At 61.1% G+C, this 26,040-nt stretch carries 24 protein-coding genes; 13 read left to right on the top strand and 11 right to left on the bottom strand.

All coding sequences use genetic code 11. From position 1 onward, the window contains the following. Positions 1 to 25: 25 nt before the first annotated feature. Entirely contained in the window at positions 26 to 1,414 is a 1,389-nt protein-coding gene (locus ACILSE_RS08725; RefSeq protein WP_395716989.1) for a DUF1501 domain-containing protein, read from the top strand. A gap of 6 nt (positions 1,415 to 1,420) precedes the next feature. Further along, positions 1,421 to 1,945 (top strand): heavy-metal-associated domain-containing protein, encoded by a 525-nt coding sequence (locus ACILSE_RS08730; RefSeq protein WP_395716990.1) that lies wholly within the window; start codon positions 1,421 to 1,423, stop codon positions 1,943 to 1,945. Positions 1,946 to 1,954: 9 nt separating this feature from the next. Here the strand turns inward: ACILSE_RS08730 and ACILSE_RS08735 are convergent, their stop codons facing one another. Continuing rightward, the gene (locus ACILSE_RS08735; RefSeq protein ID WP_395716991.1) at positions 1,955 to 3,355 is read right to left on the bottom strand and encodes a sulfatase; all 1,401 of its coding nucleotides are present in this window, start codon (positions 3,353 to 3,355) and stop codon (positions 1,955 to 1,957) included. Positions 3,356 to 3,427: 72 nt separating this feature from the next. Between ACILSE_RS08735 and ACILSE_RS08740 the strand changes: the two genes are divergently transcribed. From ACILSE_RS08740 to ACILSE_RS08750, 3 genes are all read left to right on the top strand, one after another. Next, positions 3,428 to 4,168 (top strand): fatty acid desaturase CarF family protein, encoded by a 741-nt coding sequence (locus ACILSE_RS08740; RefSeq protein ID WP_395716992.1) that lies wholly within the window; start codon positions 3,428 to 3,430, stop codon positions 4,166 to 4,168. Between the two features lie 48 nt (positions 4,169 to 4,216). After that, entirely contained in the window at positions 4,217 to 4,807 is a 591-nt protein-coding gene (locus tag ACILSE_RS08745) for a hypothetical protein (protein WP_395716993.1), read from the top strand. Positions 4,808 to 4,908: 101 nt separating this feature from the next. Further along, positions 4,909 to 6,891, top strand: a complete 1,983-nt coding sequence (locus tag ACILSE_RS08750; RefSeq protein WP_395716994.1) for an amidophosphoribosyltransferase — start codon at positions 4,909 to 4,911, stop codon at positions 6,889 to 6,891. 57 nt (positions 6,892 to 6,948) lie between these two features. Here ACILSE_RS08750 and ACILSE_RS08755 read toward each other — a convergent pair whose 3' ends face one another. From ACILSE_RS08755 to ACILSE_RS08770, 4 genes are read right to left on the bottom strand one after another with little or no spacing between them, the layout of a single operon-like run. Then, positions 6,949 to 7,986 carry an SAM-dependent methyltransferase gene (locus tag ACILSE_RS08755; protein ID WP_395716995.1) on the bottom strand — a complete coding sequence of 346 codons (1,038 nt, stop codon included), beginning with the start codon at positions 7,984 to 7,986 and terminating at the stop codon, positions 6,949 to 6,951. A gap of 15 nt (positions 7,987 to 8,001) precedes the next feature. Continuing rightward, positions 8,002 to 9,615 (bottom strand): sialate O-acetylesterase, encoded by a 1,614-nt coding sequence (locus tag ACILSE_RS08760; protein WP_395716996.1) that lies wholly within the window; start codon positions 9,613 to 9,615, stop codon positions 8,002 to 8,004. 46 nt (positions 9,616 to 9,661) lie between these two features. After that, on the bottom strand, positions 9,662 to 9,874 hold the full coding sequence (locus ACILSE_RS08765; RefSeq protein ID WP_322280786.1) for a hypothetical protein: 213 nt from the start codon (positions 9,872 to 9,874) through the stop codon (positions 9,662 to 9,664). A 42-nt stretch (positions 9,875 to 9,916) separates the two neighbouring features. After that, positions 9,917 to 10,471, bottom strand: coding sequence for an ion channel (locus ACILSE_RS08770; RefSeq protein ID WP_395716997.1), 555 nt, complete (start codon positions 10,469 to 10,471; stop codon positions 9,917 to 9,919). A gap of 84 nt (positions 10,472 to 10,555) precedes the next feature. Here ACILSE_RS08770 and ACILSE_RS08775 point away from each other — a divergent pair, with 84 nt between their 5' ends. Continuing rightward, positions 10,556 to 11,503: an efflux RND transporter periplasmic adaptor subunit gene (locus tag ACILSE_RS08775; protein ID WP_395716998.1), complete on the top strand. Its 948-nt coding sequence runs from the start codon at positions 10,556 to 10,558 to the stop codon at positions 11,501 to 11,503. A 21-nt stretch (positions 11,504 to 11,524) separates the two neighbouring features. Here the strand turns inward: ACILSE_RS08775 and ACILSE_RS08780 are convergent, their stop codons facing one another. Next, entirely contained in the window at positions 11,525 to 12,655 is a 1,131-nt protein-coding gene (locus tag ACILSE_RS08780; RefSeq protein WP_395716999.1) for a hypothetical protein, read from the bottom strand. Between the two features lie 189 nt (positions 12,656 to 12,844). On the opposite strand from ACILSE_RS08780, the gene thrC reads away from it, so the two are divergent. Beyond that, positions 12,845 to 14,215 (top strand): threonine synthase, encoded by a 1,371-nt coding sequence (gene thrC, locus ACILSE_RS08785; protein ID WP_395717000.1) that lies wholly within the window; start codon positions 12,845 to 12,847, stop codon positions 14,213 to 14,215. A gap of 38 nt (positions 14,216 to 14,253) precedes the next feature. Beyond that, positions 14,254 to 14,823, top strand: coding sequence for a hypothetical protein (locus tag ACILSE_RS08790; protein WP_395717001.1), 570 nt, complete (start codon positions 14,254 to 14,256; stop codon positions 14,821 to 14,823). 1 nt (position 14,824) lies between these two features. Here ACILSE_RS08790 and argA read toward each other — a convergent pair whose 3' ends face one another. From argA to ACILSE_RS08805, 3 genes are all read right to left on the bottom strand, one after another. Next, on the bottom strand, positions 14,825 to 16,153 hold the full coding sequence (gene argA, locus ACILSE_RS08795) for an amino-acid N-acetyltransferase (protein WP_395717002.1): 1,329 nt from the start codon (positions 16,151 to 16,153) through the stop codon (positions 14,825 to 14,827). Continuing rightward, complete coding sequence (locus ACILSE_RS08800) at positions 16,150 to 16,428, bottom strand: hypothetical protein (protein ID WP_395717003.1); 279 nt, start codon at positions 16,426 to 16,428, stop codon at positions 16,150 to 16,152. The genes argA and ACILSE_RS08800 overlap by 4 nt, the downstream gene beginning before the upstream one ends. A 93-nt stretch (positions 16,429 to 16,521) precedes the next feature. Next, positions 16,522 to 17,895: an MFS transporter gene (locus tag ACILSE_RS08805; protein ID WP_395717004.1), complete on the bottom strand. Its 1,374-nt coding sequence runs from the start codon at positions 17,893 to 17,895 to the stop codon at positions 16,522 to 16,524. Between the two features lie 69 nt (positions 17,896 to 17,964). Between ACILSE_RS08805 and ACILSE_RS08810 the strand changes: the two genes are divergently transcribed. The 4 genes from ACILSE_RS08810 to ACILSE_RS08825 are packed head-to-tail and all read left to right on the top strand — an operon-like array spanning position 17,965 to position 21,803. Continuing rightward, entirely contained in the window at positions 17,965 to 18,780 is an 816-nt protein-coding gene (locus ACILSE_RS08810) for a carbohydrate kinase family protein (protein ID WP_395717005.1), read from the top strand. Between the two features lie 22 nt (positions 18,781 to 18,802). Beyond that, the gene (locus tag ACILSE_RS08815; RefSeq protein WP_395717006.1) at positions 18,803 to 19,531 is read left to right on the top strand and encodes an N-acetylmuramoyl-L-alanine amidase family protein; all 729 of its coding nucleotides are present in this window, start codon (positions 18,803 to 18,805) and stop codon (positions 19,529 to 19,531) included. Positions 19,532 to 19,534: 3 nt separating this feature from the next. After that, on the top strand, positions 19,535 to 20,449 hold the full coding sequence (locus ACILSE_RS08820; RefSeq protein WP_395717007.1) for a hypothetical protein: 915 nt from the start codon (positions 19,535 to 19,537) through the stop codon (positions 20,447 to 20,449). A 40-nt stretch (positions 20,450 to 20,489) separates the two neighbouring features. Further along, entirely contained in the window at positions 20,490 to 21,803 is a 1,314-nt protein-coding gene (locus ACILSE_RS08825; protein ID WP_395717008.1) for a PQQ-binding-like beta-propeller repeat protein, read from the top strand. 4 nt (positions 21,804 to 21,807) lie between these two features. Here ACILSE_RS08825 and ACILSE_RS08830 read toward each other — a convergent pair whose 3' ends face one another. Together ACILSE_RS08830 and ACILSE_RS08835 are read right to left on the bottom strand one after the other, a co-directional pair. Next, the gene (locus ACILSE_RS08830) at positions 21,808 to 23,994 is read right to left on the bottom strand and encodes a M60 family metallopeptidase (protein WP_395717009.1); all 2,187 of its coding nucleotides are present in this window, start codon (positions 23,992 to 23,994) and stop codon (positions 21,808 to 21,810) included. Between the two features lie 19 nt (positions 23,995 to 24,013). Beyond that, the gene (locus ACILSE_RS08835) at positions 24,014 to 24,613 is read right to left on the bottom strand and encodes a helix-turn-helix domain-containing protein (protein WP_395717010.1); all 600 of its coding nucleotides are present in this window, start codon (positions 24,611 to 24,613) and stop codon (positions 24,014 to 24,016) included. A 115-nt stretch (positions 24,614 to 24,728) separates the two neighbouring features. Between ACILSE_RS08835 and ACILSE_RS08840 the strand changes: the two genes are divergently transcribed. Then, positions 24,729 to 26,040 (top strand): homocysteine S-methyltransferase family protein (locus tag ACILSE_RS08840; RefSeq protein WP_395717011.1); only part of this gene is annotated, 1,312 nt, incomplete at its 3' end.

The following is a 26,040-nucleotide window of genomic DNA, read 5'->3' on the forward strand; positions in this document are numbered from 1 at the left end:
GGTCCGGCGTCGTATTGGCCCCGTCATGCTTACTTTCTCCGACCAGGGCCACGGATCGTCACGCCTCCAGCGGCGTGACTTTCTGCGCATCGGTGGTCTGGGGCTGGGCGGGCTCGGGTTGGGCGATTTGATGGCGGCTTCGCAGAAAAAGCTGATCAAGGACAAGTCGGTCATCTTTCTCTTCATGCACGGCGGGCCGTCGCAGTTCGAGACTTTTGACCCGAAGATGGACGCGCCGTCGGAAATCCGCAGCGTGACGGGAGAGATCAAAACGGCGCTGCCGGGCATCACCTTCGGCGGCACTTTTGAGCGGCTGGCGAAGCTGGCAGACAAGTTCAGCATCGTGCGCTCCTTCGTCACCGGCGACGCGGTGCACGACATCAAGACCATCGTCGGCAAAGACACGCTCAAGGCCAACCTGGGATCGCTTTATTCGCGTATCGCCGGTCCGCTGCGTCAGGGCAGCGCGATGCCGACGAATGTGGCGCTCTTTCCGCAGGCCGTGGACGCGAAGACGGGGCCGGTGATCAAGCAGTTCGGCGATTTCACCTCCAGCGGCGAACTGGGTGCGACATTTCAGCCGTTTGTGCCCGGAGCGAGCGGCGGAGCGCAGGCGGACATGACGCTGAGCATGCCGATGGTCCGGCTCGACGACCGTCGCGCGCTGCTGGCCTCGCTGGATCAATGGAAACGAAAGATGGACGGCAGCGCGACAGTGGGAGGCATGTCGGAATTTCAAACGCAGGCCTTCGACGTGCTGCGCCGTGGTGTTTCGGACGCGTTTGACCTTTCGAAGGAAGATCCGCGCCTCATCGAGCGCTACGACACTGCCCCGCTGCTGCCCAAGGACCGCATCAGCACCGAGTGGAGAAACCGCGAGCACTACGCCGACAACGCGGCCACGCTCGGCAAGCTGCTTCTCCTTGCGCGCCGCCTTTGCGAGCGCGGCTGCGGCTTTGTCACCGTGACGACGAGCTTCGTGTGGGACATGCACGCGGACATCAACAACGCCCCGGTGCGCACTGGCATGGATTATGTCGGGCGTCCGTTCGATCATGCGGTGTCCGCATTGATCGAGGACATCGAGGCACGCGGACTGGGCGAAAAAATCATGCTGGTGTGCTGCGGCGAGATGGGCCGCTCGCCCAAGCTCAACGCCAAGGGCGGCCGCGATCACTGGGGCGGGCTCGCGCCGCTCATGATTTACGGCGGCGGGCTGAAAATGGGCCAGGTCATCGGTCAGAGCGCCCGCAACGGCGGCGAGCCGTCCTCCCAGCCGGTCACGATTCCTGATTTGATCGCCACGATCATGCACACGCTCGTGGATGTGGCCGAGGCGCGTGTCACGGACGGGCTGCCGGCGAACCTCCTGAACCTGCTGTCCCGGGGCGAGCCGATCCGCGGCCTTGTTTGATTTTCCATGCGTCACATCATTCCCGCTTTTTTCCTCTCCATTTCATGGCTGACGGCCGCAGAGCCGGTCACGCGCACGTTTTACGTCTCCGGCATTGAGTGCGGGAGCTGTGTTTACATGGTGCAGCAGTCCGTGGCGGAAACGAAAGGCGTGGAGGATGTCACCGTCGTGCAGATCATCGACAACTACGCGAACGTCACCTTCGATCCTGCGGTGGTCACCGACCACCAGATCGCGCAGGCTGTGCGCGAGGCGTATCCGCTGCATGGCATGCCGTATCTGGCGACGCTGAAGCTGCGAGTGGCGGATTACGCGAAAAACTCGGCAAAGGTGGACGGCTTGTTCGCGGCGTGGAAGGGCTTCTTGAAACTGGAAGTCATCGACAAGGCCAAGGGAGAGCTGGAGGTGCATTTTCTGCCGCTGGAGGCGGACGAGAAAAAGGCGGGGCCCCAGGGATGGAAGTTCACGCAATGGGCCGAGGCGGCCAAACGCGACGGCATTGAATTCACTTTGGAGCAGGAGGGGCGGTGAGCAGAGGGATCATTCCTCCGTCTTCTTTTTCTTCCCCTTGCCCTCGCCTTTCTTGTTACCGCCAGCGGTTGGTTTGACCTCTTCCTTTGGCAGGGCGGCACCGAGTTTTGACTTTATGTCGCTCATGCCAGCTTCACCAGCGAGGTTTGTCCACTCGTAAGGGTCCTTGGAGTGATCGTAGAGCTCCTCACTGCCGTCGGCGTAGCGAATGTAGCGCCATTGCGCGTCACGCACGGCATGGTTCCCCTTTCCGTGTGTGCAGACGGCCACGCCCTCCCATTTTGCCGTTGGATCCTTGAGCAGCGGCATCAGGCTCGCGCCTTTGACATGTTCCGGCACGGGCAGGCCGGTGAGTTCGCAGATCGTGGGGTAAATGTTCGTGTAATCGACCGGCGCTGCGGTCTTGCTGCCCGGTTTTGTCACGCCGGGAGCCACGATGGCCATGCTGGTGCGTGTGGCCTCCTCCCAGAGCGCAAACTTTCGCCAGTGCTCCTTCTCGCCGAGGTGCCAGCCGTGGTCCGTCCACCAGACAATGATCGTCTTGTCCTTGCGCGGGCTTTGATCGAGTCCGTCGAGCAAACGGCCCACCTGGTCGTCGAGGAATGAAATGGTCACGAGATAAGCCTGCACGCCTTTTTTCCACTGGTCGCCTTTGATGACGGCGGCGTGATCGCCCTCGGGGCCGGCCATTTTCACGCCTGCTTTTGGCACGTCATCGAGGTCATGCTCTTTAGTCACTGGCAGCTTGATGTCGGCGAGCGGGAAACGGTCAAAGTATTCCTTCGGCACATACCAGGGCAGATGCGGCTTGATGTAGCCGAGGGCGAGGAAGAGCGGTTTGTCGGTCGGAGCATTCTTGAGATGGTCGATGGCCCAATCAGTGGCCTTGTGATCGCCCATGTCGCTCGGTTTGGCATTCACCGGACCCCAGTCGAAATGACCGCGACCCAGGCCGGTCATGTTTTCCTCATGTTCCGGGATGCCTGGGAACAATCCGGCCCACTTTGTCCACGAATCAGCGCGGCCCTCGGCATTGAAGTTGTGGTAAATCTTCCCGCCGCCCAGGGTGGTGTAGCCGTTGGCGAGGAAATGACGGTTGATGGTGATCACATCCTTCAGCACGCCCTGTGCTGGATCGCCATTCGTGTAGATGCCGGTCTGCCACGGACGCAGGCCGCTCATCAGCGCCGCACGCGAGGGATTGCAGGCCGGCGCGGCGCAGTGCGAGTTCGTGAATGCCGTGCCGCGTGCCACAAGGCGGTCGATGTTCGGCGTTTTCGTCTGCGGATGGCCGCCGAGGTAGCTCGTCCAGTCGTTCAAATCATCGACGGCGATAAAAAGAACGTCCGGCTTCGAACCTGCGGCGCAAACCGGGATCGCAAGGAGCACGAGGGCGATTAGAGGCTTCATGGTGCGCGCTGGAACGTGAGGATGTGCAAGGTCTTGCACCCCTTCTATCAGTCTCCAAGACATGCGCTCAAGATGGCGGACGAACGCCATCTTGGATTGCTGCTGAAAGACGCCGGAGGCCTTCCCGGTCGATCACCCCAAAAAGTTGGTCGGGGTGTAACCTTCCCGACTGCTCTCCTGAATAAGGAGATGTTCACCATCTTACCCATGACCGAAACCATCTCCCTCATTCTGCAAGGCCTTGTTGTTCTCCTGGCTGTCGATTTTGCTGCTGGAATCGTTCATTGGGCCGAAGATGCCTACGTCAGAGAGAACACACCCTGGCTTGGTCGTTGGGTCGGAATTCCAAACATTTTGCATCATCACCTGCCCCGGCACATGACGCGAAACACCTGGTGGCAGAGCAACAAAGTGTTGATGATCGCGATGGGCATAATGTTGGTCATCGCCGGATTGCTGGACTGCCTCACATGGCATGCATGGCTTTTCGCGATCGTGGGTGGAAACGCGAACGAGGTCCACAAGTGGTCTCATCGCACACATAGAGAAAACGGAAAGATCATCACCTTTTTCCAACGCTTGCGTCTGCTGCAAACCGCCCAGCATCATGCGGTTCATCACACGAATCCCAAAGACGTTCGCTACTGCCCCGTCACCAACATGCTGAACCCCGTGCTCGATACATTGCGGTTCTGGAGCGTCCTCGAATGGCTGCTGGCCTGCATGTTTGGCCTGCGCCGCCAGCCTGACACGTCCATTCCCGGCCAGGGTGTCGTGCCTGAATGGATCAACGAGATCCGGTATGCTCGCTGAAGCATCGATTGAATGAGATGTCAGGCTGGCTTCCGCGTTTAAGCAAATGTGATCTCTCACCTCCTCCGCTCCACCCTGCATGGCTGTCTCGGCTTCGGCCTGGTCAGCGTCGCCGCTTACTCGATCTGGGCCTTCGTGCCACGCATCGCGGGCAGCGAGGCCGGCATGTATGCGCTGATCGCGCTGGTTTATCTCGGTGGTGCGGGCTTGGCGCTGTGCGGGCTGTTGCATGGGGAAGGCCGGCTGGGCCGCTTCTACCGCATGTTTTTGCCCGCGTTCTTCGGATATGCGCTGCTGTGGAGCTTGGCGTGGTTTTTGATCAAAGATCCGCCGGGAATGAAGTTGCGCGAGTGGCTTGGTGCGGCGGCTGGAACGCTGTTTTTCTCCTGGGTGTGCTGGAAATCGCTGAAAAAGCCAGCTGGCTTCTGGATCGCGGCGTTCATTTTGTTCGCGCTGCACACAGCGGGCTATTTTATCGGCGGGAAGTGGATGTATGGCGTTCTCGGCAGCGGGATCGAGGGCTGGACGAAGCCGCAGGTCGCCATCGCGGCAAAGCTGGGCTGGGGGCTGTTTCACGGCCTCGGTTTTGGCGCGGGGATCGGTTTTGCTCTGGGCTGGTGGCAGCGGAGGGCGCGCTGATGCGTTGTGAATAACAATCGATGCGAAAATCCGTGCAGAGAAAGTCATTCCGCCGGTTGCACTCCCCGCGTGACTAGCCATGTATGGGCGCTCCTTCCTGAATGAGCGATCCGATCCGGCACGAGTGCGGCATAGCCGTGGTGCGGCTGAAAAAGCCGCTGGGCTACTACTATCAAAAATACGGCAACGCGCTTTACGGCCTCGACGCCCTGCAGGCGCTCATGACAAAGCAGCGCAACCGCGGCCAGGACGGCTTCGGCATCGGCTGCTGCAAGCTCGGCATGCCGCCCGGCCTGCCCTACATGTTCCGCGAGCGCAGCACGGAAAGTGTGGAACGCATCGGCCAGGTGTTTGACGAGATGCGCAAAGACATGAAGCGCATAGCCCGCCGCATTGACAAGCAGCGCAAGGACGAGCGCGACCAGGAGGGCAAGGACTTCGTGCCCTTCGAAGAGGATCCCGAGGCCATCAAGCGCGAGTTTGAGATGGCCGGGGAGATTTATATCGGCCACCTGCGCTACGGCACCAGCGGTGACTTCGGCAAAGGCGCGCTGCATCCCTACATGCGCCGCACGACGTGGCCCACGCGCACGCTCATGGTGATGGGAAATTTTAACCTCACCAACACTCGCGAGCTCAACGAGATCATGATGAAGCGCGGGCAGCATCCCGTCTTCGGCACGGACACGCAGAGCGTGCTCGAGGAGATGGGCTTCCAGCTCGACGAGGCGCACACGCGGCTCTACCACTCCATCCGTGACGCGGGTGTGCCCGGGGTCGAGATCCCCGCGCACATCAGCCAGCAGCTCGATGTCACCCAGGTCGTCCGTGATTCCGCGAAGCTCTGGGACGGCGGCTATGCCATCATCGGCGTCATCGGCAACGGCGATCTCTTCGCCATGCGCGATCCCAGCGGCATCCGCCCCTGCTGCTACTACGAGAACGACGAGATCTTCGCCATCGCCTCGGAGCGCGTTGCTTTGATGTCCGTCTTCGGTGTGACCGAGGACGACGTCAAAAAACTGCCGCCTGCGCATGTGGCGGTGGTCAAGGCGGACGGCACGATGACCATCCAGCCCTTCACCGAGCCGCGTGAGTTCAAGCCCTGCTCCTTCGAGCGCATCTACTTCTCCCGTGGGAACGACTCCGTCATCTACAAGCAGCGCAAGTCGCTCGGAGAGCAACTCGTGCCCCAGGTCGTGAAGGCCATCGACAACGACTTCGAGCACACCGTGCTCAGCTTCATCCCGAACACCGCAGAGACGGCCTACTTCGGTTTCCTCGACGGTCTGCGCAAGGCGCGCCGCGTCATGGTGAAAGAGGCGCTCGTCGAGATGCTCAAGGACGGCAAGTTTGACGCAGAGGACGAGGCCCGTCTCGACGATCTCGTGCTGCGCAACTGGCCGCGGGCCGAGAAGATCGCGCTCAAGGACATCAAGATGCGCACTTTCATCGCGCAGGAGACCGGGCGCGACGCGCTCGTCTCCGGCAGCTACGACATCACCTACGGGGTCGTCACGCCGAAGGACAACCTCGTAGTGATCGACGACTCCATCGTCCGCGGCACCACGCTGAAGAAAAGCCTGCTGCGCATCCTCGCCCGCACCAATCCGAAACGCATCATCGTCTGCTCCACCGCGCCGCAGATCCGCTATCCCGACTGCTATGGCATCGACATGGCCGAACTGGGCAAGTTCATCGCCTTCCAGGCAGCCGTCGCCCTGCTCCGGGAGCGCGGCATGTCGCACATCGTGCAAAAGACCTACGACGCCTGCAAACTTGAGCTGAAAAAGCCGAAGGAGGAGATGCGCAACGCCGTGAAGGCCATTTACGCCCCGTTCACCGACGAGGAGATCTCCGCTAAGATCGCCCAGATGATCAGCCCTGAGGAAACCTCGTGGCATGGTGCGGTCGAGGTCATCTACCAGACCATTCCTGGACTCCATCAGGCCTTGGGAGCCGAGTTTGGCGATTGGTATTTCAGCGGCGACTATCCGACGCCCGGAGGCTATGCCGTTGTGAACAATTCGTTTGTTCTCTACTGCGAGGCCAAGGGTGGTCGTGCGCACGAGGCGCTGCTGTAAGCCGAAGGGCAGGGCTCCGGCGTTGCCCGATACGGCAAGGCGGCAGCCTTGCGCTTCTCAAACAACCCCGAACGCGCACACCTCGTTCTTGTTTGCGCACAGCCGCAGCAGATGAAACTCCGCGCACAGTGGAGGTGCCTCGCGTTTCAGCGTCTCCAGCAGCGCATACTCGTCTTGTCCTTTGAATTTGATCGTTACGATGAAGTTCCGCATGCGCCTCTCCCGCAGCCATTCGAGCAGGAGGTCGATGCTGCGCTGAGGCGCTGCGATGACATCGCACACCAGCCAGTTCACGGTCTGCGGCGGCTTGTATTTGAAGGCATCGGCCGTTTCAAAGCGCAGACGCGGATTGCGCATCAAATCCTCCCGCAATTCAGAGCGGTCCACGGCGATGACATGCGCCCCACGTTGAATCGCGACGTAGCTCCAGCTTCCGGGGGACGCGCCGAGATCAACGCAGGTCTGCCCGCGCTCGATGAAGCGGCCGAGGCGCTGCTCGGACTCGACGAGCTTGGTGAAAGCGCGCGAAGGAGCGCTTTTATCATCCGCCAGCGGCACTTCGCCGCGTGGAAACGATGAAATCAAATGGCGGTGCGCATGTGCCTGCGGCGCGATGCTTGCGGAGAGCCAGCCGGTTTCGGGGGAGGTGAGCAAGCACTGCAGGAGGGAGGTTTCGGGGTCGAACGGAGCGATGATGTCGGATGAGTCGTCATCTCTCACCAACGACCGCAGCAGATGTCTGCGCCGCTTCTTCAAGCGCTCGACCAAGCTCGCGCGAATCAGCTCGCACCGGTTCACACCCGCCTTTCCCTCGCCATACTGCGGCCAGAGATGCAGACGCCATGGTTGATCGTCTGGGAAATGACCGGCGATGGCGTCGATGATGCGGTCCGCCCACGCATTGATCGAAACGGCGGTCATTTCGACCGCATCCGGCAAAGTCTGCCGTGCAAACGCAAGCCAAAGGCCGTCGAGCTTTGCATCCGAGGCGATGCCGACGCTTTCGATCTCACGTTGCATCGCCTCCGGCGCGCCACGACGCAATTCATCCGCGAGGAACGGGATTGAATCGGGATCGGCGAGGAAAAGATGCACGCGTGGCTCGTTCGATCATGGTTTCGCAGGCACGTTTTCCTTGAAGGGCGAGACGACACCGAGCGTGGACGGCAGGAAGTCGTCCGTGCGGAAGCACGAGGCTGGCAGGCCTTCCGCGTTCATGAGATTCGCGCCTTCGGGCCAGCTCGCCCATGCGTAACGCACGCCGACGGGCTGCGGCACGGATTCGCTCCAGACGACAACTTCATTGCCTTCGATCTTTGCCTTGGCCCAGACCCATTTTTTGTCCGCGCCGGCGATCTGGAAGTGTTTCGGCTCGCCACCGTCGCGTGTTTTCAGTCCTGTGCCGGTGTGGGTGAACTGGATGCGCACCTTGTCGGCTTGGATGACAGAGGACTGGTAAAGCGGGCCGCAGTATTCGGCGCCTTCCTTGCCGTAGTCCTTCGCCAGCGCCCACAGCGCGAGCCGCCGGCCGACCTCCTGCTTGTTTTTCGGATGAATATCGTTTTGCTCGCCGATGTCGTTGATGATGGCGATGCCGCATTTGTCGAGCGTCTGCGCGGTGAGCGTCTGCGCCTCCTGAAGTTCGGCCCAGGTGTCGGCGACACCCGGATCCTTCGTCACCGGCTTGCCGTTGCCGAAATTCGCGAGCTGCACGATGTAGAATGAAAACGCGTCCGTCCATTGCTTGCGCCAGTCGTTGATCAGAGTGGGCAGCAGTTCCTGATATTGGAAGGCTCGCTTCTGGTTCGACTCGCCCTGATACCAGATCGCTCCCTTGATGCCGTAAGGCACGAGCGGGGCGACCATGCCGTTGAACAGCACGCTGGGATGATGCGGTGTCTTGGCCGGGTCATCGGGCGGACGCGGAGCCTGCGGCTTGGTCTTCTTTTTGTCGGCGGGCAGTTTGGCGTTTTCCTCGTCCATTTTCTTTACCAGCGCCTGCCAGTCGGTCTTGCGCTTCTCGAACGCGGCCTGCTCCTTCGCGGCGTCCCATTTGCCGACATGATCCTTCCAGTCGGCGAGCAAATCCTGCGCACATGGGCGCTCGGCGAGGGAATCATGGCTCGTCCACGCCTCGATGCGCGTGCCGCCCCAGGAGGTGTTGATCAGGCCAACAGGGACTTTGAGCACCTGATGCAGATGACGGCCGAAGAAGTAGCCGACGGCGGAGAAGTCGCCCACGTTCCCGCTTGTCGCCTCCTTCCATGCGCCTTTGCAATCGGCCTGCGGCGTCATGCTGGGACTGCGCTCGACATTGAACATGCGGATGTGCGGATGTTTCGCGGCGGCGATCTCGACCTCGGCGTTCCCGGCCTGTTTCACGGTCCATTGCATGTTTGACTGGCCGGAGCAGATCCACACCTCGCCGACGAGCACGTTCTTGATCGTGATGGTGTTTTTGCCCATGACAACGAGGTCGGCTGGAGTGGCGTTCGCGTTCATCGGGTTCAGCGTGATCGACCATTTGCCGTTCGGGTCGGTCACGCTGTTGTGTGACTGGTCGCCAAAGGTCACTTTCACGTCCTCGCCGACCTCGCCGGTCCCCCAGACGCGCACGAGCTGCTGTTGTTGCAGGACCATGCCGTCGGTGAAGATGGACGGCAGCTTGACCTCGGCCCGCAGGGTGGTGGCGGCGAGGAGGAGGCAGAGTAGGTGGCGGTTCATTTCAAAATGTCGTGTTCGGCCAGGTGTCGGGCAAGTAAGCCAAATGTCACAGAAGTGTGCTGTCGTCGGCTCGCTCGAGGCGGCCGATCTTCTTTTTGATTGTCTCCAGCAGCACGGTCATCTCGTGAACGCAGCGGAAGCATTCCTTCTGCGTCTCCTCGTCCGCCAGGCCGGGCACGGCGGGATGAATCTTCATGAACTGAAGGGCGATGTTTTTGCAGGCTTCGCGGATCTGGGCGATGGCGGCGGGGCGTTCCATGCCCGCAGCCTAAAGCGTGCCGCCGTCCGTGCAAGACGCTGATCAGTCCTCGTGGCGCTTCCGTACGCGGAGCGAGTCCTTCAGGCTCACAAAGTCGGACAGCAGGAAGATCACGGTGAAAAAGGCCAGCAAGATCTCCATCATCGTCACCAGCTTCGCAGGAATGGTCAGAGGCGTCACGTCACCGAAGCCGAAGAAGGAGAAGTTCAGCACGCTGAAGAAGAAAAACTCAAAGATCAGCTCCGCGCGGCCCCAGGTGGCCTCGATGGAGCTAAAACTCGCCGGTTCAGCCGTCTCCAGGCACCAGAAGTCCAGCGCAAAGCTCAGTGTGATCTGCGCCATGTTCACACCCATGAGCCCCAGCACCTTGTGGTAGGCCATGTTGTCCCGCGTGGCCATGAGGATGTGCGTGAGGTTCTCCACGAAGAAAAACACCGTCTTCGCAAACGCCACCGTCAGCACCACGAGGCAGAAGGCATGCGCGCCCAGCCAGTTCTGAAACCACAGTGCCTGCAAAAGCACTCCCACAATGATGATGACCGTGACCTCGCCGCCCTGGCGAATGATTTGCCCGATGATGCGCGGCTCGTTGCTCATGTCTTGGATTTGAAACGGTCCGCCGCCTTCCGTCGAGCGTAATTTCGTCGTTCGCCATTCCGCATTCGTCATTTACTCTCCTTCATGCCCGTCGTCTCCACCACGCTCCGCTACTCCACCTTCATCCTCGCCATCGCCGGTGTGCTGGCGATGGGCGTGGTGCTGCAAAAAATCCGCAGCCAGGAGTCGTCCATCCCGCCTCCGCCGGTGAGTCCCCCGAAAAAGGATGCCCCGGATGACATCGCCGCCACTGGCATTCTGGAGGCACGCGGCGAAAACGTCGCCATCGGCGTGCCGGTGCCAGGGCTGGTCGAATCCGTCAAAGTTGAGGTCAATCAAACCGTCAAGGCCGGCGATCCTCTGCTCATCCTCGATGATCGTGAGCTGCGCGCATCGCTGTTGAAGCAAAAAGCCGCCATCGCCGTTGCCGACGCGAACCTGGTCGTCGCGCAGGCCCAGCTCGCGAAGGTGCAGGACATGCTCGACCGCCTGAAATCGGTGCCCGACCAGCGTGCCATCAGCCAGGATGACCTGCGCAATCGCACCAACGACGTTCTCGTCGCCAAGGCGCAGCAGCAGGCCGCTTCGGCGCAACTCGCCGCCGCCAAGGCCGATGTGGAGCAAACGCAGCTCCTCATCGACCGCTTCACCGTCAAAGCGCCGCGTGACGGCACCATCCTCCAGGTGAACATCCGTGCTGGCGAATACGCCTCGCCGCAAAACAAGCAGCCCGCCCTCGTGCTGGGCGACATCCAGACACTGCACGTGCGCGCCGATGTCGATGAGCAGAACGCCATGAGAATCGCCCCCGGCAAGGACGCCAGCCTCTACCTCAAAAGCGACTCCACCAAAAAATACGCTATCAAGTTCGTCCGCGTGGAGCCCTACGTGATCCCCAAGGTCTCCCTCACCGGTGCCAGCACCGAACGCGTGGACACCCGCGTGCTCCAGGTGATCTACGAACTCGAAAAACCGAAGGGGGACAGCCTTTACGTCGGCCAGCAGGTGGATGTGTTTATCCCGAGAAAGTAGTCCTGCCTCGATAGGCCTTGCTTACGGTTTGTAGGGCGTGGTGAGGTAAAGCTTTGGCAGTTGAGTGAGGACATGTTTGTCATCAGGATCGTCACTCAAAAAGTTGTTCATCGTCGCATCCGAGCCCCATTGTGCGACGACCGTATCCTTGCCGTGAACTACCCGGATGACGGCTCCTCGATACTTTGTTTCAGTGGCAGCCCGTCGTTTGTCCTTGGGCGGGAGTTCGTCGAGATCATCGGCACGGTTGTTGTAGTGGGACTCTGGCTTCGGCGTGCGAAACTCGTGTTGCTGCACACCAGCACTGCGCAATTGCACCTTCTGTGCCCCTTCACCGAGAATGTAATAGAGGTTTTTGATCTCGGTGATGCCGAGGAGCGTCCATTCCACTGTGACCTCAGTTGGCAGCGCGGAGGTATTGCGGAGTTCGATGCCATAGCACCATGTGTATCCGTTGCGCTTCATCGGCGTCTCGACCAGTCGTCCCAAAAGGTTGAGACTGCGCGGTTGCTTCGCGGCCTCGCCGGCACGGTCCATGTCCAGCTTGAACAAGCGGGCCTGTTCCTCCGCGGTTTCGCCCATTTTATTTCGTGGCACCTCTTTTTTCACCGGCGCATCGGCTTCCATTTTCTTCAGCTCTTTCCGGCCCTCGATCTCATCTTCCACCATCTTGAGCTGTTGCAGGAACGCCAGGTCGTGATTTTTATCATCCCCCCCGTTTTCACGGCTTTTTGAGGGGGTGACCAGGCGCACATTCGCAATATCAAGTGACATGCGCGGCGCCAGCTCCAGGGGAACGATGTGCTCGAATACGGCCTGCTTGCCGCTGTCGCGACCGCGTGTGATGAAGCCTGTGAAGTTATGGTCTTCATCATAGCACCCCAATGCCGAGGCCTCTTTCCACATCTGCACCAGATTGCCGGTTAACGCGGCCCGGTGCGTGCCGCCGATATCCGGCAAAAAATCCAGAGCTCGTTTCACCAGTGCTCCGCCATCCGGGCCGCCGGTTTTATAGCTCCGCTGCATTGAGGTGAGAATGCGCATGAGTTGTCCGCGGGTTTTGGCCAGGCCCTGAGGGTCGGCCTTCGCAGTCAACCCCGGCGGTTTAAGCAATGCAGCCAGTGCCTTGGCCTGAGGATTGTTTACAGCCATGGTGGGACTTATTCCTCCAAACACAAGCAATGCCGCCATTGCGAAGGGAGCACTATTTTTCCGGCCAATAACACGCATTTCGAGACACTGACAGAGGGCAGAAATTCTAACAAGCCTAAATCATGCGGGACGGATTACTTGAGCAACGTCAAATCCATCACAGAATGCGCGCCCCGATTGATTCCGCCCATGCATTACATTTCCACCCGCGGCCAGACGAGGCCGCATACGTTCTCTGAAGCCGTTGAAGCCGGACTGGCGCCGGATGGCGGGCTGTTTTTGCCGGAGAAACTGCCGGGCATCGCCGACAAGCTGCCTGCATGGTCAAAGCTGACCTATCCGCAGCTCGCGGCGGAGTTTTTTACGCTCTTTGCGCCGGAGATCAGCAACGCGGAGTGGCATCAGCTCACGGCGGAGGCTTATCGGCGCTTCGATTCGCCGGATGTGGCCCCGCTGAGGAAGATCACGGACAAAACCTACATCCTGGAGTTGTTTCACGGCCCCACGCTCGCGTTCAAAGACTTCGCGCTCCAACTGCTGGGCCTGCTTTACAAGCGGCAGGTAGCCAAGAGCGGCAAACGCCTCGCCGTGCTCGGCGCGACCTCGGGTGACACCGGTTCGGCGGCGATTCATGGCTGCATGGGCCAGGATGGCATCACGATTTTCATTCTTTATCCGAACGGCCGCGTCGCACCGCTGCAGGAGCGGCAGATGGCCTGCACGGGCGCGGAAAACGTGTTCGCCATCCCGGTCCCCGGCACCTTCGACGACGCGCAGCGTGTGGTGAAGGACATCTTTGGCGACACTGAGTTCGCCAGTGCGGTGAATCTCTCCGCCGTAAACTCGATCAACATCGCCCGCGTGCTGGCGCAGTGCGTCTATTACATCTGGGCCTGCTTGAGACTGCCGGAAGAAGCGCGTGCGACGGCCGAATACGTCGTGCCCACTGGAAATTTTGGCAACGTCCTCGCCGGCTGGCTGGCGCAGCAGATGGGCATGCCCGCAGGCAGCTTCCGCGTGGCGACCAACCAGAACGACATTCTGCATCGGTTCTTCAGCAGCGGAGAATACCGCCAGGAGGACGTGCATCCCAGCCACGCGCCGAGCATGGACATCCAGGCCGCATCGAACTTCGAGCGCTTCCTCTATTACATCCTAGATCAAAGCCCGGAGCGCGTGCGCGAGGTGATGGTGAAGATCAAATCCGGCGCGCCGCTGCAAATCACGCTGCCAAAGACCAGCATGCACTCCACGCGCATGGACGACGCGCAGATCGAGCGCGTCATTGCCCAGATGTGGCAGGACTGGCAGTATGTTCTCGATCCGCACACCGCCTGCGCCTTCACCGACATGGCGCAGGATCGCATCAGCGTGGTGCTTTCCACCGCGAGTCCGGCGAAATTTCCCGACGTGGTCAAGCAGGCCACGGGTAACGAGCCGACGCACCCCACGCTGGAGGCCCTGAAATCAAAGCCGCTGAAGACTTGGCCGATGAACGCCGATCCAGCGGAGGTGAAGGCTTTCATCCGGCGGCACAAATGTGACGGAAGCGAGGCTTGACGGGCGTGTCACCGGCTTGGTTAAATCAATTAGCAGTCATGAATTCATCCCCGACGCTCCTCGCCGTCCTGCCCCTGCCGGACATCTCCCCGTTTCTCACCAAGGCGGCTGATTCGGGTGACGGGGTCACCTTGCTGATCGGGGACATGTACACCTGGGGCCTGCTCGGCGGCGGGCCTCTGCTGATCATCGCGGGAATCGCGATGGTGAAGATCATGTTCACCCGGGTGAAGTTTTTCGCGCTGGAATACGGCAACGGCAGTTTTTTTGGCCGCGTGAAGGTCATCGGGCCGTTCGTCGTTCTGGGCGCGTTGCTGCTGCTGGTCGGAGGCGCGGCCTCCTGGCTGGGATGGCAGGCGAAGGGCTATTCCGCCACGTTGAGCGCCGGCGGCGTGACCGAGGTGCTGTTTGGCGAAACACGACGCTACGAATGGGCCGACGTGAGCGGCAAGGCGGACCACATCAAATCAACAGACTTCTGGCTCGCTTTCTCGAAGGACGGGCGTCGCTGCCGCCTGCAGTTCCAGCAGCGCTACATCGGCGAAAAACTTCAGGACAAGGCCATCGCGATCGCGGAGGTCGGCATCAGCAACTCGCCGCTTCGCTGAGCTATTTCAGAGATTTGACCAGCACCTTCGAGTTCCGGCCGCTCTTGTCGTATTTTTCGCGGCGGCTCGCGGGCAGGGCGTCAGGATCGGCCACGGCATAGCCCATCTTTTCCTCAAAAAAGCGGAACGCCTGCGTGCTGAGGGCGAAAATCACCTCGCTGCCACGCTGCCTCGCGGTTTCCTCCGCGAAGGCGACCAGTTTGCGGCCATGATTCTTGTTCTTGTGCGAGCGGCGGACGAACAGGCAGGCCAGCTCGGCGATTTTCCTGCCGTCCTCCTCATACGAATGCACGGCGACTGAGCCGATCGGATTCCCGTCGAGCTCTAGCACGAAGAAGTCTTTGATCTTCGACTGGATCTGGTCGCGTGTGCGCGGCACGAGCGCGGCGTCGTCCACGCTCTGCTGCATCATGGAAAGCAGCGCGGGCACGTCGCTGGCGCGTGCCTTGCGGATCTGCTGGTAGTCATCGGCATGGATCATGGTGCCGACGCCTTCATTGGAGAACAATTCGGCCAGCAGCGCCTCGTCCTGCGTGCCATCGACGATGTGGACGCGCGGCACGCCCTCCTGGCAGGCTAGCGAGGCGTAGCGCAGCTTCGATAGCAGGCTCACATCGTATTTCCCGTCCTTCTTTTTGTACATCTCCTTCGCATCGGCGACGGACATTTGCGCGAGGCGCGTGCCATCCGCGGCGGTGATGCCGGATTCGGCCACAAAGATGACTTTCGCGGCCTGGAGGGCGATGGCGACCTCAACGGCGACCGCGTCAGAGTTCAGGCGCAAGGTCGCGCCTTTGCCGTCGTAACCGAGCGGCGGCAGAATCGGGATGATGTCGGCCTTGAGCAGCGCGCGCAGCGATTCCTCGTCCACCCGCTCGATCCGGCCGGTAAATTCGAGATCCACGCCGTCAATCACGCCCGCCGGGTGCACCGCGAGCGCGTTGGAAACGGCCACCGGCATCTCCAGCGCGGTCAGATCGGCCACGAGATCGCTGCATTGCCGCATGATGGCATCCTTGGCGATCTCGATGCCTGCCGCGTCCGTCCGGCCCATGCCGTCGTCATTGTAAAGAGTGATGCCGCGTTTTTCCGCGAGCGCGCGGACCTGGGCACGCGCGCCGAATACGAGGACGACCTCGATGTTCAGCGACTGAAGCACCGCCACGTCCTGCAAAAGGCTGGCAAAGCCCGGCTGAGTCATCAGCGCTCCATCGAACGCGATCACGAAGACGCGTTGACGGAACTGCGGCACATAGCGCAGGATGCCGCGGAGGTCTTCGAAGCGTTGCTGGGGCTTGGCGGGGTCGTTGTTCAAGGTGGTAAGCTTCAAGATAGCACAACACCGGCGATTTCGTCCCAAAGTTTGTCGATCTCCTTCGGTCCGTGCGAGGGTTTGCCTGCCTTGGCAAACCAGTAGTCCGCGTTCCATTGATCTCCCTCGATCACGTGCAGCAGCGCGTGAATCCACGAGCCCATTTTCGTGTGGATGTCCTGCGCGATGTTGTGCGCGGAATCCCAATCGCCATTTTTGATCTGCCACAGGGCATGGGCCTCTGGCGAGAGCGCGGACGGGTCTTTGAGGACGATGAGTTCGGCGGGAGACATGACGAAATGACGAGTGAAGAATGTCGAATGACGAATGAATGACGAAGCGATTCGGCCTTCGTCATTCTGGTTTCGTCATGACCGCGAAGCGGTTCAGTCTTCCGGCATCGGACGGCCTTTGGTCTCGGGGAGGAAGGCGAGAGCGACGAGGCCGAGGAGGAAGATGGCGCTCATGTAGGTGCAGGCGGTGCGGAAGGCTTCCAGCTTCGCTTCGGGCGTGGTGGCACCAGCTTTCAGAGCCGCCTGGAGGCTGCCAAGGGTGAAGGGACCGCTGGCGGCAACGAAGCGGCCGACGTTGTAGCAGAAGCTCGTGCCGGTGCTGCGCAGGCTGGTGGGGAAGAGCTCAGGAAGATAGATGGCGAAGCCCGCGAAGAGGGCGAGCTGGCAGGCACCCATCACGGCGCTCATCCAGATGTCGCCGCGACCATCGAAGAATTGGAAGAAACCAATGGTAGCGATCATGGCGGCGACGTAGGCCATCGCGAAGGCAGGCTTGCGGCCGCGGCCCTGGGCGATTTTTGTCATCAGCAGCATGCCAAAGAACGCGCCGAGGTTCTGCACGATCGAGTTCACACCGATCCAGTAGGTCTTTTCACCGGCGATCTTCTCCGGAGCCACGCCTTCAGCCTTCAGCGAGCGTTCCATCACATCGCCCACAAGCTCAGGACTGAAGAAACCGATGCCCCACAGGCCGATCACGCCCGCCACGCAGAGCACCATGCCAAGCAGGGCGGACTTCCGCCAGCGCACATCACCGAGCAGCGAGGAGTAGGAGCCAAACTTCACACCAGCCGCCTTACCAGCAGCGCGTGCCTTGACCCATTTCTCGGGTTCTTTGAGGCGGATCTGGATGAAGACGCAGAGGAAGGCGGGAAGGGCGCCGACGAGGAACATGTACTTCCACGCGGTTCCGGGCTCGATGGCCTTAGAGGCTTCCAAACTGCCCATGTACATGCTGGTAAGGCCCGCGGCGATGTTTCCGACCGCGGAGAGCGCTTGCAAGGTGCCGAGCGCACCCGCGCGGGCCGTATCCGGCAGCGTGTCTGCCACGAGAGCGACCGCGAGGCCGAAGACACCACCGACACCGAGACCGGTGAGAAAACGGTAGATCGCAAAGTCGATCCAGCCTTTGGAGAACGCCGAAAGCCCGGTGCACACCGAGTAAATGAGCACGGTGAGCGTGAGTGTCTTCGCGCGGCCGATACGGTCGCCGACGGAGCCGAAGATGAGACCGCCGGTGGCCCAGCCTGCGACGAAGATCGAGGTGGCATAGCCGCCATACTTGATCGGGTCCATATCCGGCGGCAACAGGGCCTTCATGGCCGAGTTGCGAGCCAGGAGGAAGAGCTGCTGGTCGAGGCAGTCAAACAACCACGCCAGCGAAGCCACGATGAAGACGAACCAGTGGTAGCTTGTCATCTGCTTGTACCAAGGGGCGGAGGCGTCGGAAGTGGCGGAGGTGCTCATGAGAAGCGCGGATGTTGAATGACTCGGAGGTGGATGACAATCGCGAAATCGCGGGAATCATGCCGCCGCATGGCATCAGGTTCTTTCAAGGTCGTCGGCATCGGCGCGGAGACGCGGGACGAGTTTTTCGTCGTGCCGGAATTCAGCGCGCAGGAGCAGGTGACGCAGGCGCTGGCCTCCTGCGTGGACGCCGGGGGGCCGGTGGCTACGGCGCTGGCCGTTTTGCGGGCGCATGGGCATGAATGTGTGCTACTGGACGGCGAACCGGCCCATGCGGTGATTCTGGTGCGCCAGCGGGACGGGGCGCGGCAGATCGTTTTCATGCCCGCATCGGCCCCGGAGCCGTTTTTTGAGCCGAAACTGCTCGCAGGAGCTCGCCTGCTCCACATCAACGGCCGTCATGAAAATGCCTGCCGAGCCGCGATCGAGGCCGCGAAGGCGCAAAACATCGGAATCTCGTTCGATGGCGGCGCGGGACGCTGGCGCGAGTCAATTCGTGATTTGTTCGAGGCGAGTCATGTGCGCGTTGTCTCGCGTGATTTCGCGGAAAAGTGCTCGGGGAAGACGGATCTGGCAGAAATGGCCGCCGCCTTGCTCCGATCACCGGCGCGGCTGCTGGTCATCACCGAAGGTATTGGTGGCAGTCATGGCTGGACACCTGACGGCGTGTATTTTCACAAGCCTGCCTTCAAAGCGGAGCCTTTGATCGACACAACGGGATGCGGGGATGTATTTCACGGCGCTTTTTTGCACGGCTGGATGTCTGGCTGGCCGCTGGAGCGGAGCATGGAACATGCGGCGCGGCTGGCGGCAAAAAACGCCGAAGGTCTCGGCGGCCGGCACGTCTTAAAGCGCGGTTTGGCCGCCTTGAACCTTGAACTTTGACCTCTGGAACGTAAAGAGAGCCATGCGCCGACACGTTGCCCTTGTCCTCCCAGTGATTCTTGCCGTGATGGTCGTGGCCTGCGCCACTTACGACGGGTCACGCATCGCCCGGTGGGAGTCGCGGTTCAACAACGGGCCGCCCGGCCCGGTCACGCCGGACCAGCTTCTCGCCGAGGCACGCGTCAAACTGGACCTCATCCCCGCCGGCACGGTGGGCCGTCGTTATTACCGGCCGATGAAGCCGCGCTACATCACGATTCACAGCACGCAGAATTACAGCGGTGACGCATATCAGCATGCGCTGGCGCTGAAGCGCGGCGCGTTGCGTGCCACAAAGCGCAAGGGCGGCAACCGCATCGGCTTCCTCACCTGGCACTTCACCGTGCAGGAAAATGTCGCCATCCAGCACCTGCCTTGCCGTGAGCAGGGCGAGCACGCCGACTTTGACGGACCGGGAAACAATTACAGCATCGGCATCGAGATGTGCGAGCACAGCGGCAACGACATCGGCGCGACGATCGACCGAACGGCGCGTCTCGCGGCTTATTTGATGCGCGCCTACGATATTCCATTGGGCAATGTGGTACCGCACTATCACTGGCCGCGCCGCGGCGTCAGCCCCGCGCACAAGGACTGCCCGCATTTCCTGCTCGAGCGCGGGCGTCCTGGCTACACTTGGCGCTGGTTCCTCAACCGGGTGAATTTTCACCACAGTCGCATGCTCTCGGGTCCCGCCACTCCGCTGGGTTGAGCCATGAAAGCTTTCTTTCTTCTCATCCTCTGCGCAGCGCATGCCTGCGCTCAGACCGCGTGGCCGGAGAAGCCCGTGCCGAGCACGAGCGAGCGCGTGGCCATCCTCGATGACAAGCGCATCAAGGAAAGCTCCGGCCTGTGCCTCAGCGGGCGTGATCCGTCCATTTTCTGGACGCTGAATGACTCCGGCGGCGAGCCGTGTGTGTTTGCGATTGATCGGAATGGCAAAACCCGCGCCAAGGTGCGCGTTCGCGACGCGGCGAATTTTGACTGGGAGGACATCGCCCTCGGCAAGGATGAGAAGGGCGGGCCTGCGTTGTTCATCGGCGACATCGGGGACAACTTCCAGATGCGGCCGACGATCCAGATTTATCAAATTCCCGAGCCGCAAATCAGCGAGCCGGGAAAGGTGGTCGAGGAGACGATCAGCGCCACGCCGGTCATCTGGCGCGTGAGTTATCCTGACGGCAAGCACAACGCCGAGAGCCTGTTGGTGCATCCGCTGACAAACAGGCTTCACATTCTCACGAAAAGCGAGGAAGGGCGGAGCGCCCTCTACATTTTCCCGCAGCTCATGCGGATGGACGCCAGCATGACGCTGGAGAAAGTCGCCGACATCACCTTCCCGAAGCTGATCCGCGCCGGGAAGCGCCCTCATGACAACTGCATGACCACCGCCGCCGGATTTTCGCCTGATGGCACCCGCATGGTTGTCGCCACCTATAGCAGCCTCTACGAGTGGAAACTCCCGCCCGAACAGCCGCTCGCGGATACCTTGAAGCAACCGCCTGCGCGCATCGAGCCGGAACTGCTGCGCCAGGTCGAGGGCGTCTGCTATGAAGGTGACAACCTCACTCTCTGGCTGACCAGCGAGCATCTGCCTGCGCCGCTGCTGCGGGTGAGGCGTGATGGATAATTTTTCGCAACATGGCGTGTTTGGGCGAGTTTTTTGACCCATGCGCCTCGGCTTCTTCTTTCTTCTCCTTGCCACCGTTCGTGCCGACGACTGGCCCCAGTGGCTCGGCCCTCAGCGGGATGCGGTGTGGCGAGAGACCGGCATCGTGGAAAAATTTCCCGAGGGCGGCCCGATAGTGCTGTGGCGTGCGAAGATCGGCGGAGGCTACACCGGACCCGCTGTGGCCGATGGCAAGGTCTTCGTGATGGACCGCCAGATTGCCGACAAAGCCAGCGTGCCCGCGAACGCCTTCGCCCGCGGCCTCATTCCGGGCAGTGAACGCGTGCTTTGTCTCGATGCTAAAAGTGGCGCCCAGCTTTGGGAGCATCGCTACGACTGCACCTACACCATGAGCTACTCCACCGGCCCGCGTGCCACGCCGCTGCTGCGTGATGGCAAGGTTTGGACGTATGGAGCTGAGGCGAATCTCCACTGCCTCGACGCCGCCACTGGCAAAGTGCTTTGGGCGCACGATTTGAAGCAGGAATACGAAGCCAAAACGCCGCAGTGGGGGTTCGCCGGTCAGTTACTGCTCGATGGCAACCGTCTCGTCTGCCTCTGCGGCGGACCGGGCAGCATCGTGGTGGCCTTTGACAAGGATTCGGGCAAGGAACTCTGGCGCGCGCTCGATGCCCGAGAACCGGGTTACGGCGTTCCGACATTGATCGAAAACGGCGGAGCGAAACAACTCCTCATCTGGCATCCGCAGTCCGTGAACTTGCTCGATCCGGCCACCGGGAAGGTGTTTTGGTCCTATCCATGGGAGGTGCGCTTCGGGCTGACGATTCCGACGCCTCGTGTCGCGGGCGACCTGCTGTTCCTGACCTCCTTCTACACCAGCTCGAAGTGCTTCAAGCTTGATACCGCCAAACCTGCCGCCGAGCTGATGTGGGAAGGAAAAAGCATCAGCGAAAAGAATTCGGACACGCTGCACAGCATCATGAGCACGCCCTTCATCGAGGACGGCCATATCTACGGTGTGTGCAGCTACGGCCAGCTCCGCTGTCTGAAGCTTCAAACCGGCGAGCGTGTGTGGGAAACCTTCGCCGCGACGACTGGCGGTGGCGAAGTGCGCTGGGCGAACGCTTTCATCATCAAACACGAGGACCGCTTCTTTCTCGCCAACGAACTCGGCGATCTCATCATCGCGAAGATGACGCCAAAAGGCTACGAGGAGATCAGCCGTGCTCATCTCCTGAAGCCGACCACCACTGACCCCCGCCGCGCCGTTGTGTGGTCACACCCGGCTTTCGCGAATCAATGCGTCTTCATGCGCAACGACGAGGAGATCGTGTGCGTGTCTTTGGCGAAGTAGCCGCTCACAGCCCCTTCGGCATCCACGCTTCCAGTTTGCTCACTTCCGTCTTCGCGGAGCTGCTGACGGGGATGCCCCAGAAGTCGAAGAAGGGGCCGAGGTTCTTGTTGGCGATCTTGGAGTAGCGGATGAGGAACTGGTCGCGGGCTTCGTCGTCGCCTTTGGGCTCGGGGCCGAATTCGGTGCCGTCGAAGCTGTGCAGATACTTGCGCCAGCTTTCCCAGCCGAACTCCTGGATGAGCTGGATGTAGGTCGTCAAAGCGAGGAAGGGATCGCTCTTCCACGTCTGCCATTTGTCCTTCGCGGCCTTGATCTTCTTGATGTGGTCCTTGCGCGATTCCTCGGTGATGCCGCCGTGGCCGATGAGCCAGTCTTTCTTCAAGACGGCGTCGTAGCAATACATGCCGATGACGTTGTTCGTGACCTCGCCGGTGCCATCGAAGGTGAAGGTGCCGCGCTGGTGGTTGTGGCCGATTTCGTGGTAGAAGCCCCAGCCGGGAAATTTCAAACGCGTGAGCGTAGTCATCTCCGGCGCGGCGCTCGTGGGGATCATGATGGGATAGCCGCTGTGCATGTAACCGGCGCTGATCTGCACATCAGCAACGATGCGCTCGGGCCGTTTCCGCTCGGTGGCCTGGTTGGTGATCTCATCCTGGGCCTCGACAACGGCTTTCCAGAACTGCATGAGCTCGGTGGGATTGTTGATGGCCTGCGCGACTTCGCGCGGGAAGCTGATGATCATCTTGTCGCAGGCCATTTCCGCCCACGGCGCTGGGCGCTGGCGGATTGCCTTCCAACTCGCATCGTCATCTTTGCCGAGGACGAAGAGCGGCGCGGCGATGGCGTCTTTGATGGCGGCGGTGAAGGGTTCGTCGTCCTTCGCTCGTCCTGGCACCTCGATGTAGATGAGTCCGCCGAAGGCGGAGGTCGTTTTCGTCGTGGTGGTGGCCAAGGTGTCGCTGCGGGTGATGTCGGGAGCGCGTTCCCATTTGTCGAGATGGTAAAGCGTGTCGCTGTGGCAGCCGATGCGCACGGCGTAGCCTTTGTCGGCGTATTTTTCGGGAATGGTCACCGTGATGGGCTCGCCCGCGACCGCGTAAAGGCCGGTGCTGTGCCAGCCGGAGATGCTCGGTGTGATGGCGATCTCCGCGCCGGTGCGCGGGGCGTTCTCAGGGGCCTTGCCGGGGAATTCGATGTGCGCGGGATGCGCCTTGATGCCTTCCGCGCTCATGAGGCGGAGCATGCGTGTCTCCATGCCGAGACGCAGCCGTGCGGCGGCGTGCTGCGTGTCATTGAGCGGAGCTTTGGCGGTCGGGATGGGAGCGTCGGAGCCGGCGTTGCCGAGCGCGGCGGCGACGGCGTTCTTCAAATTGCTGCGGTCCGGCGGTTGCGCGGCCATGGCGATCTGAATGGCATTCATGCCCTGCTTCATCTGCTCAGGCGTGAGCGCCGGGCCGCCTTCGCGTTGTTTTTTGATCGCGGTGATGGCCTCGGAGGCATTCATCATCGCTGGAAGCTCCACGCGGGCCTCAAACGAGCGCAATTGGTCAAAGGCACTCATGTCTGTGTTCGCCACGCCTGCGGCCATGATAGCCTGATTCACGCCGTGGGAGGTGGTGAGGTCCTTTCCGCCGCTGGTTTGACCATAAGCCCAGCCCGTCATGCCGCCGATGAAGCCGCCACCGCCTTTGATGTAGTCGATGAGTGCCTCGCCCTCTTCTTTGCCGACGACGCCCTGTGTATTGATGATGACCACGTCGAAGTCCGTGAGGTTTTTCTTCTCCACTGTGTCGAACTCCTTCGCATCGATGCCTGCGAGGCCGCGCACGCCTTTCACGCCGACGCGAGGCTTCGCTTTGTTGCCGGTCCACTTCACGCAGTTCTCGATGAGCTTTGCGTGATCCCCGCCACCTGCTCCATTGAGGTAGGAATTCTGGCCGAAAAGGATCACGCGGCCTTTCCCAAACGCCGCAGCCGCCGCGACGGCGATTTCCACGCCGTCTTTGTCCGGCGCCGAAAGGATCGGAAACGCGATCTGGCCCCAAATCCCCACCGGACCGGGTGCGCCGAGCTTTGGCACCGATTTGACGCCTTCGAGGATTTTGGCGCGTTCCGCATTCACGAGCGCGGGAGGCATCTGCGCTTGGGCGACGGCGCAAAACAGGAGGGACAGGAGGATGGTTGGCTTCATGGTTGGTTGGAAAAAATGCTCAGCGATAAATCACGACGAGAAATACCAGCGCATCGGCCTTGCCGGTGTTCACGATGGCGTGCGGTACATCGGCGCGGTAGGTGCCCGAGTCGCCTTTGGTGAGTTCGTCGGTGTCCTGGTCGGATTCGATGCGGACACTGCCTTCCTCGACGGTGAGGAACTCGCGCGTGCCTTCAAAGTGCGGCTGTGAGCGAAGTGCTCCGCCGGGGCGAAGGCGGACTTCGTAAAACTCGACATCCTTCTCCAGATTCAGCGGCGAAAGCGTGCGGATCTCATGCTGCTTGTCACTGCGGAAGACCTGGGCGCGGTCGCTGGCGCGGATGACTTGGATTTTCGATGCGCTGGCCTCCGCGCTCTCGATCAGCTCCTGCAAAGTGAGCCCAAAAGCTCGCGCGATGCGGAAGGTGACGGTCAGCGTGGGATTCGCCTTCTCGCGCTCGATTTCGCTGAGCATGCTGCGACTCACCCCGCTGGCATTCGCCAGTTCCTCCAGAGACCAGCCGCGATCCGCGCGGAGCTTCTTCACGCGCTTGCCGAGGTTCTCATTGAGGGCCTCAGGGCTGGCTTCGGGCATGCTGGTTTTGCGTTTGGCGGACATGTGCGCCGATATAACGGATTGCTGTCCTGTAAATTAGAATCGTGATCACATCCTCAAATCATGATGCGTTGATGCGAAGGGTTGACCCTTCGCGGCCTTTGGGTAGTCTTTGACCATGCCCGCACGTCCTAACTGCCGCCCTGAACTCGAAGCCGCCATGCGCCAGCGTATCCTGGTGATCGACGGGGCCATGGGCACGACGATTCGCGAGTACAAAGCCAAAGGCGTGCTCGACGAGGCCTCGGCACGCGGCGAGCGCTTCCGCGACAACGAGAAGGACATCCTGAACAACGGCGACATCCTCTCGATCACGCGCCCCGATATTATTGAGGACATCCACAAGCGCTTCCTCGAAGCCGGGGCGGACATCATCGAGACGAACACGTTTTCCGGCACGAGCATCGCGCAGGCGGAATTCTTCCGGGAAGGCAAAAAGTGCCCGGAATTCTTCCAAGGCATCATTGAGGACACGTTTTTGAATGACCTCGCGTGGGAGATCAATTTCGAGTCCGCCCGTCAGTGCCGCAAATGGGCGGACATCATCGGCGAGCAGACGGGACGGAAGCGCTACGTCGCTGGAGCCATCGGGCCGATGACGGTGTCGCTCTCGCAGTTCCCGGATTTGACCGATTTGAGCTTCCGCTACGTCACCTTCGATCAGGTGAAGGCCGCGTATAAGCATCAAATCCGCGCCTTGATCGCCGGTGGAGTCGATACGCTGCTCGTGGAGACGATTTTCGATTCGTTGAACGCGAAGACGGCCCTCGTGGCGATCCGCGAGGTGTTTGAAGAGGACAAAATCGAGCTGCCGGTGCAGATCAGCGCCGCCGTCGGCCCCGGTGGCGAGACGATGATCTCCGGGCAGATCACGGAGGCGTATTTGAATGCCATGCGGCATGTGAAGCCGCTGTCCATCGGTCTGAATTGCTCGCTCGGCCCGGACAAGATGCGCCCCTTCCTCGAAGAACTCGCCGCGAAGGCGGATTGCTTCGTTTCCGCGTATCCGAATGCCGGGATGCCGAACCCGCTGGCACCGACGGGCTTCGATTTGCTGCCGCCGGACATGGCGGGCTACGCGAAGGATTTCGCCGGCAGCGGCTTCGTGAACATCATGGGCGGTTGCTGCGGCAACACGCCTGCGCACATCGCCGCCATCGCAAAGGCCGTGGAAGGTCTCGCGCCGCGTGAAGTGCCCGCCGATCCACACACGATGCGCCTCAGCGGCTCGCAGCCGTATGTGCTCAGCCCCGGCTCGAACTACCTCATGATCGGCGAGCGCACGAACGTGGCCGGCTCGCCGAAATTCGCGAAGCTCATCAAGGAAAACAAACTCGAGGAAGCCGTCGCCATCGCGCGTCAGCAGGTCGAGAGCGGCGCGAACGTCATCGACGTCTGCATGGACGAGGGCCTCATCGACGGCGTGCCGA

This window comes from Prosthecobacter sp., from assembly GCF_044236155.1.
In the GTDB taxonomy this organism is placed as follows: domain Bacteria; phylum Verrucomicrobiota; class Verrucomicrobiia; order Verrucomicrobiales; family Verrucomicrobiaceae; genus Prosthecobacter.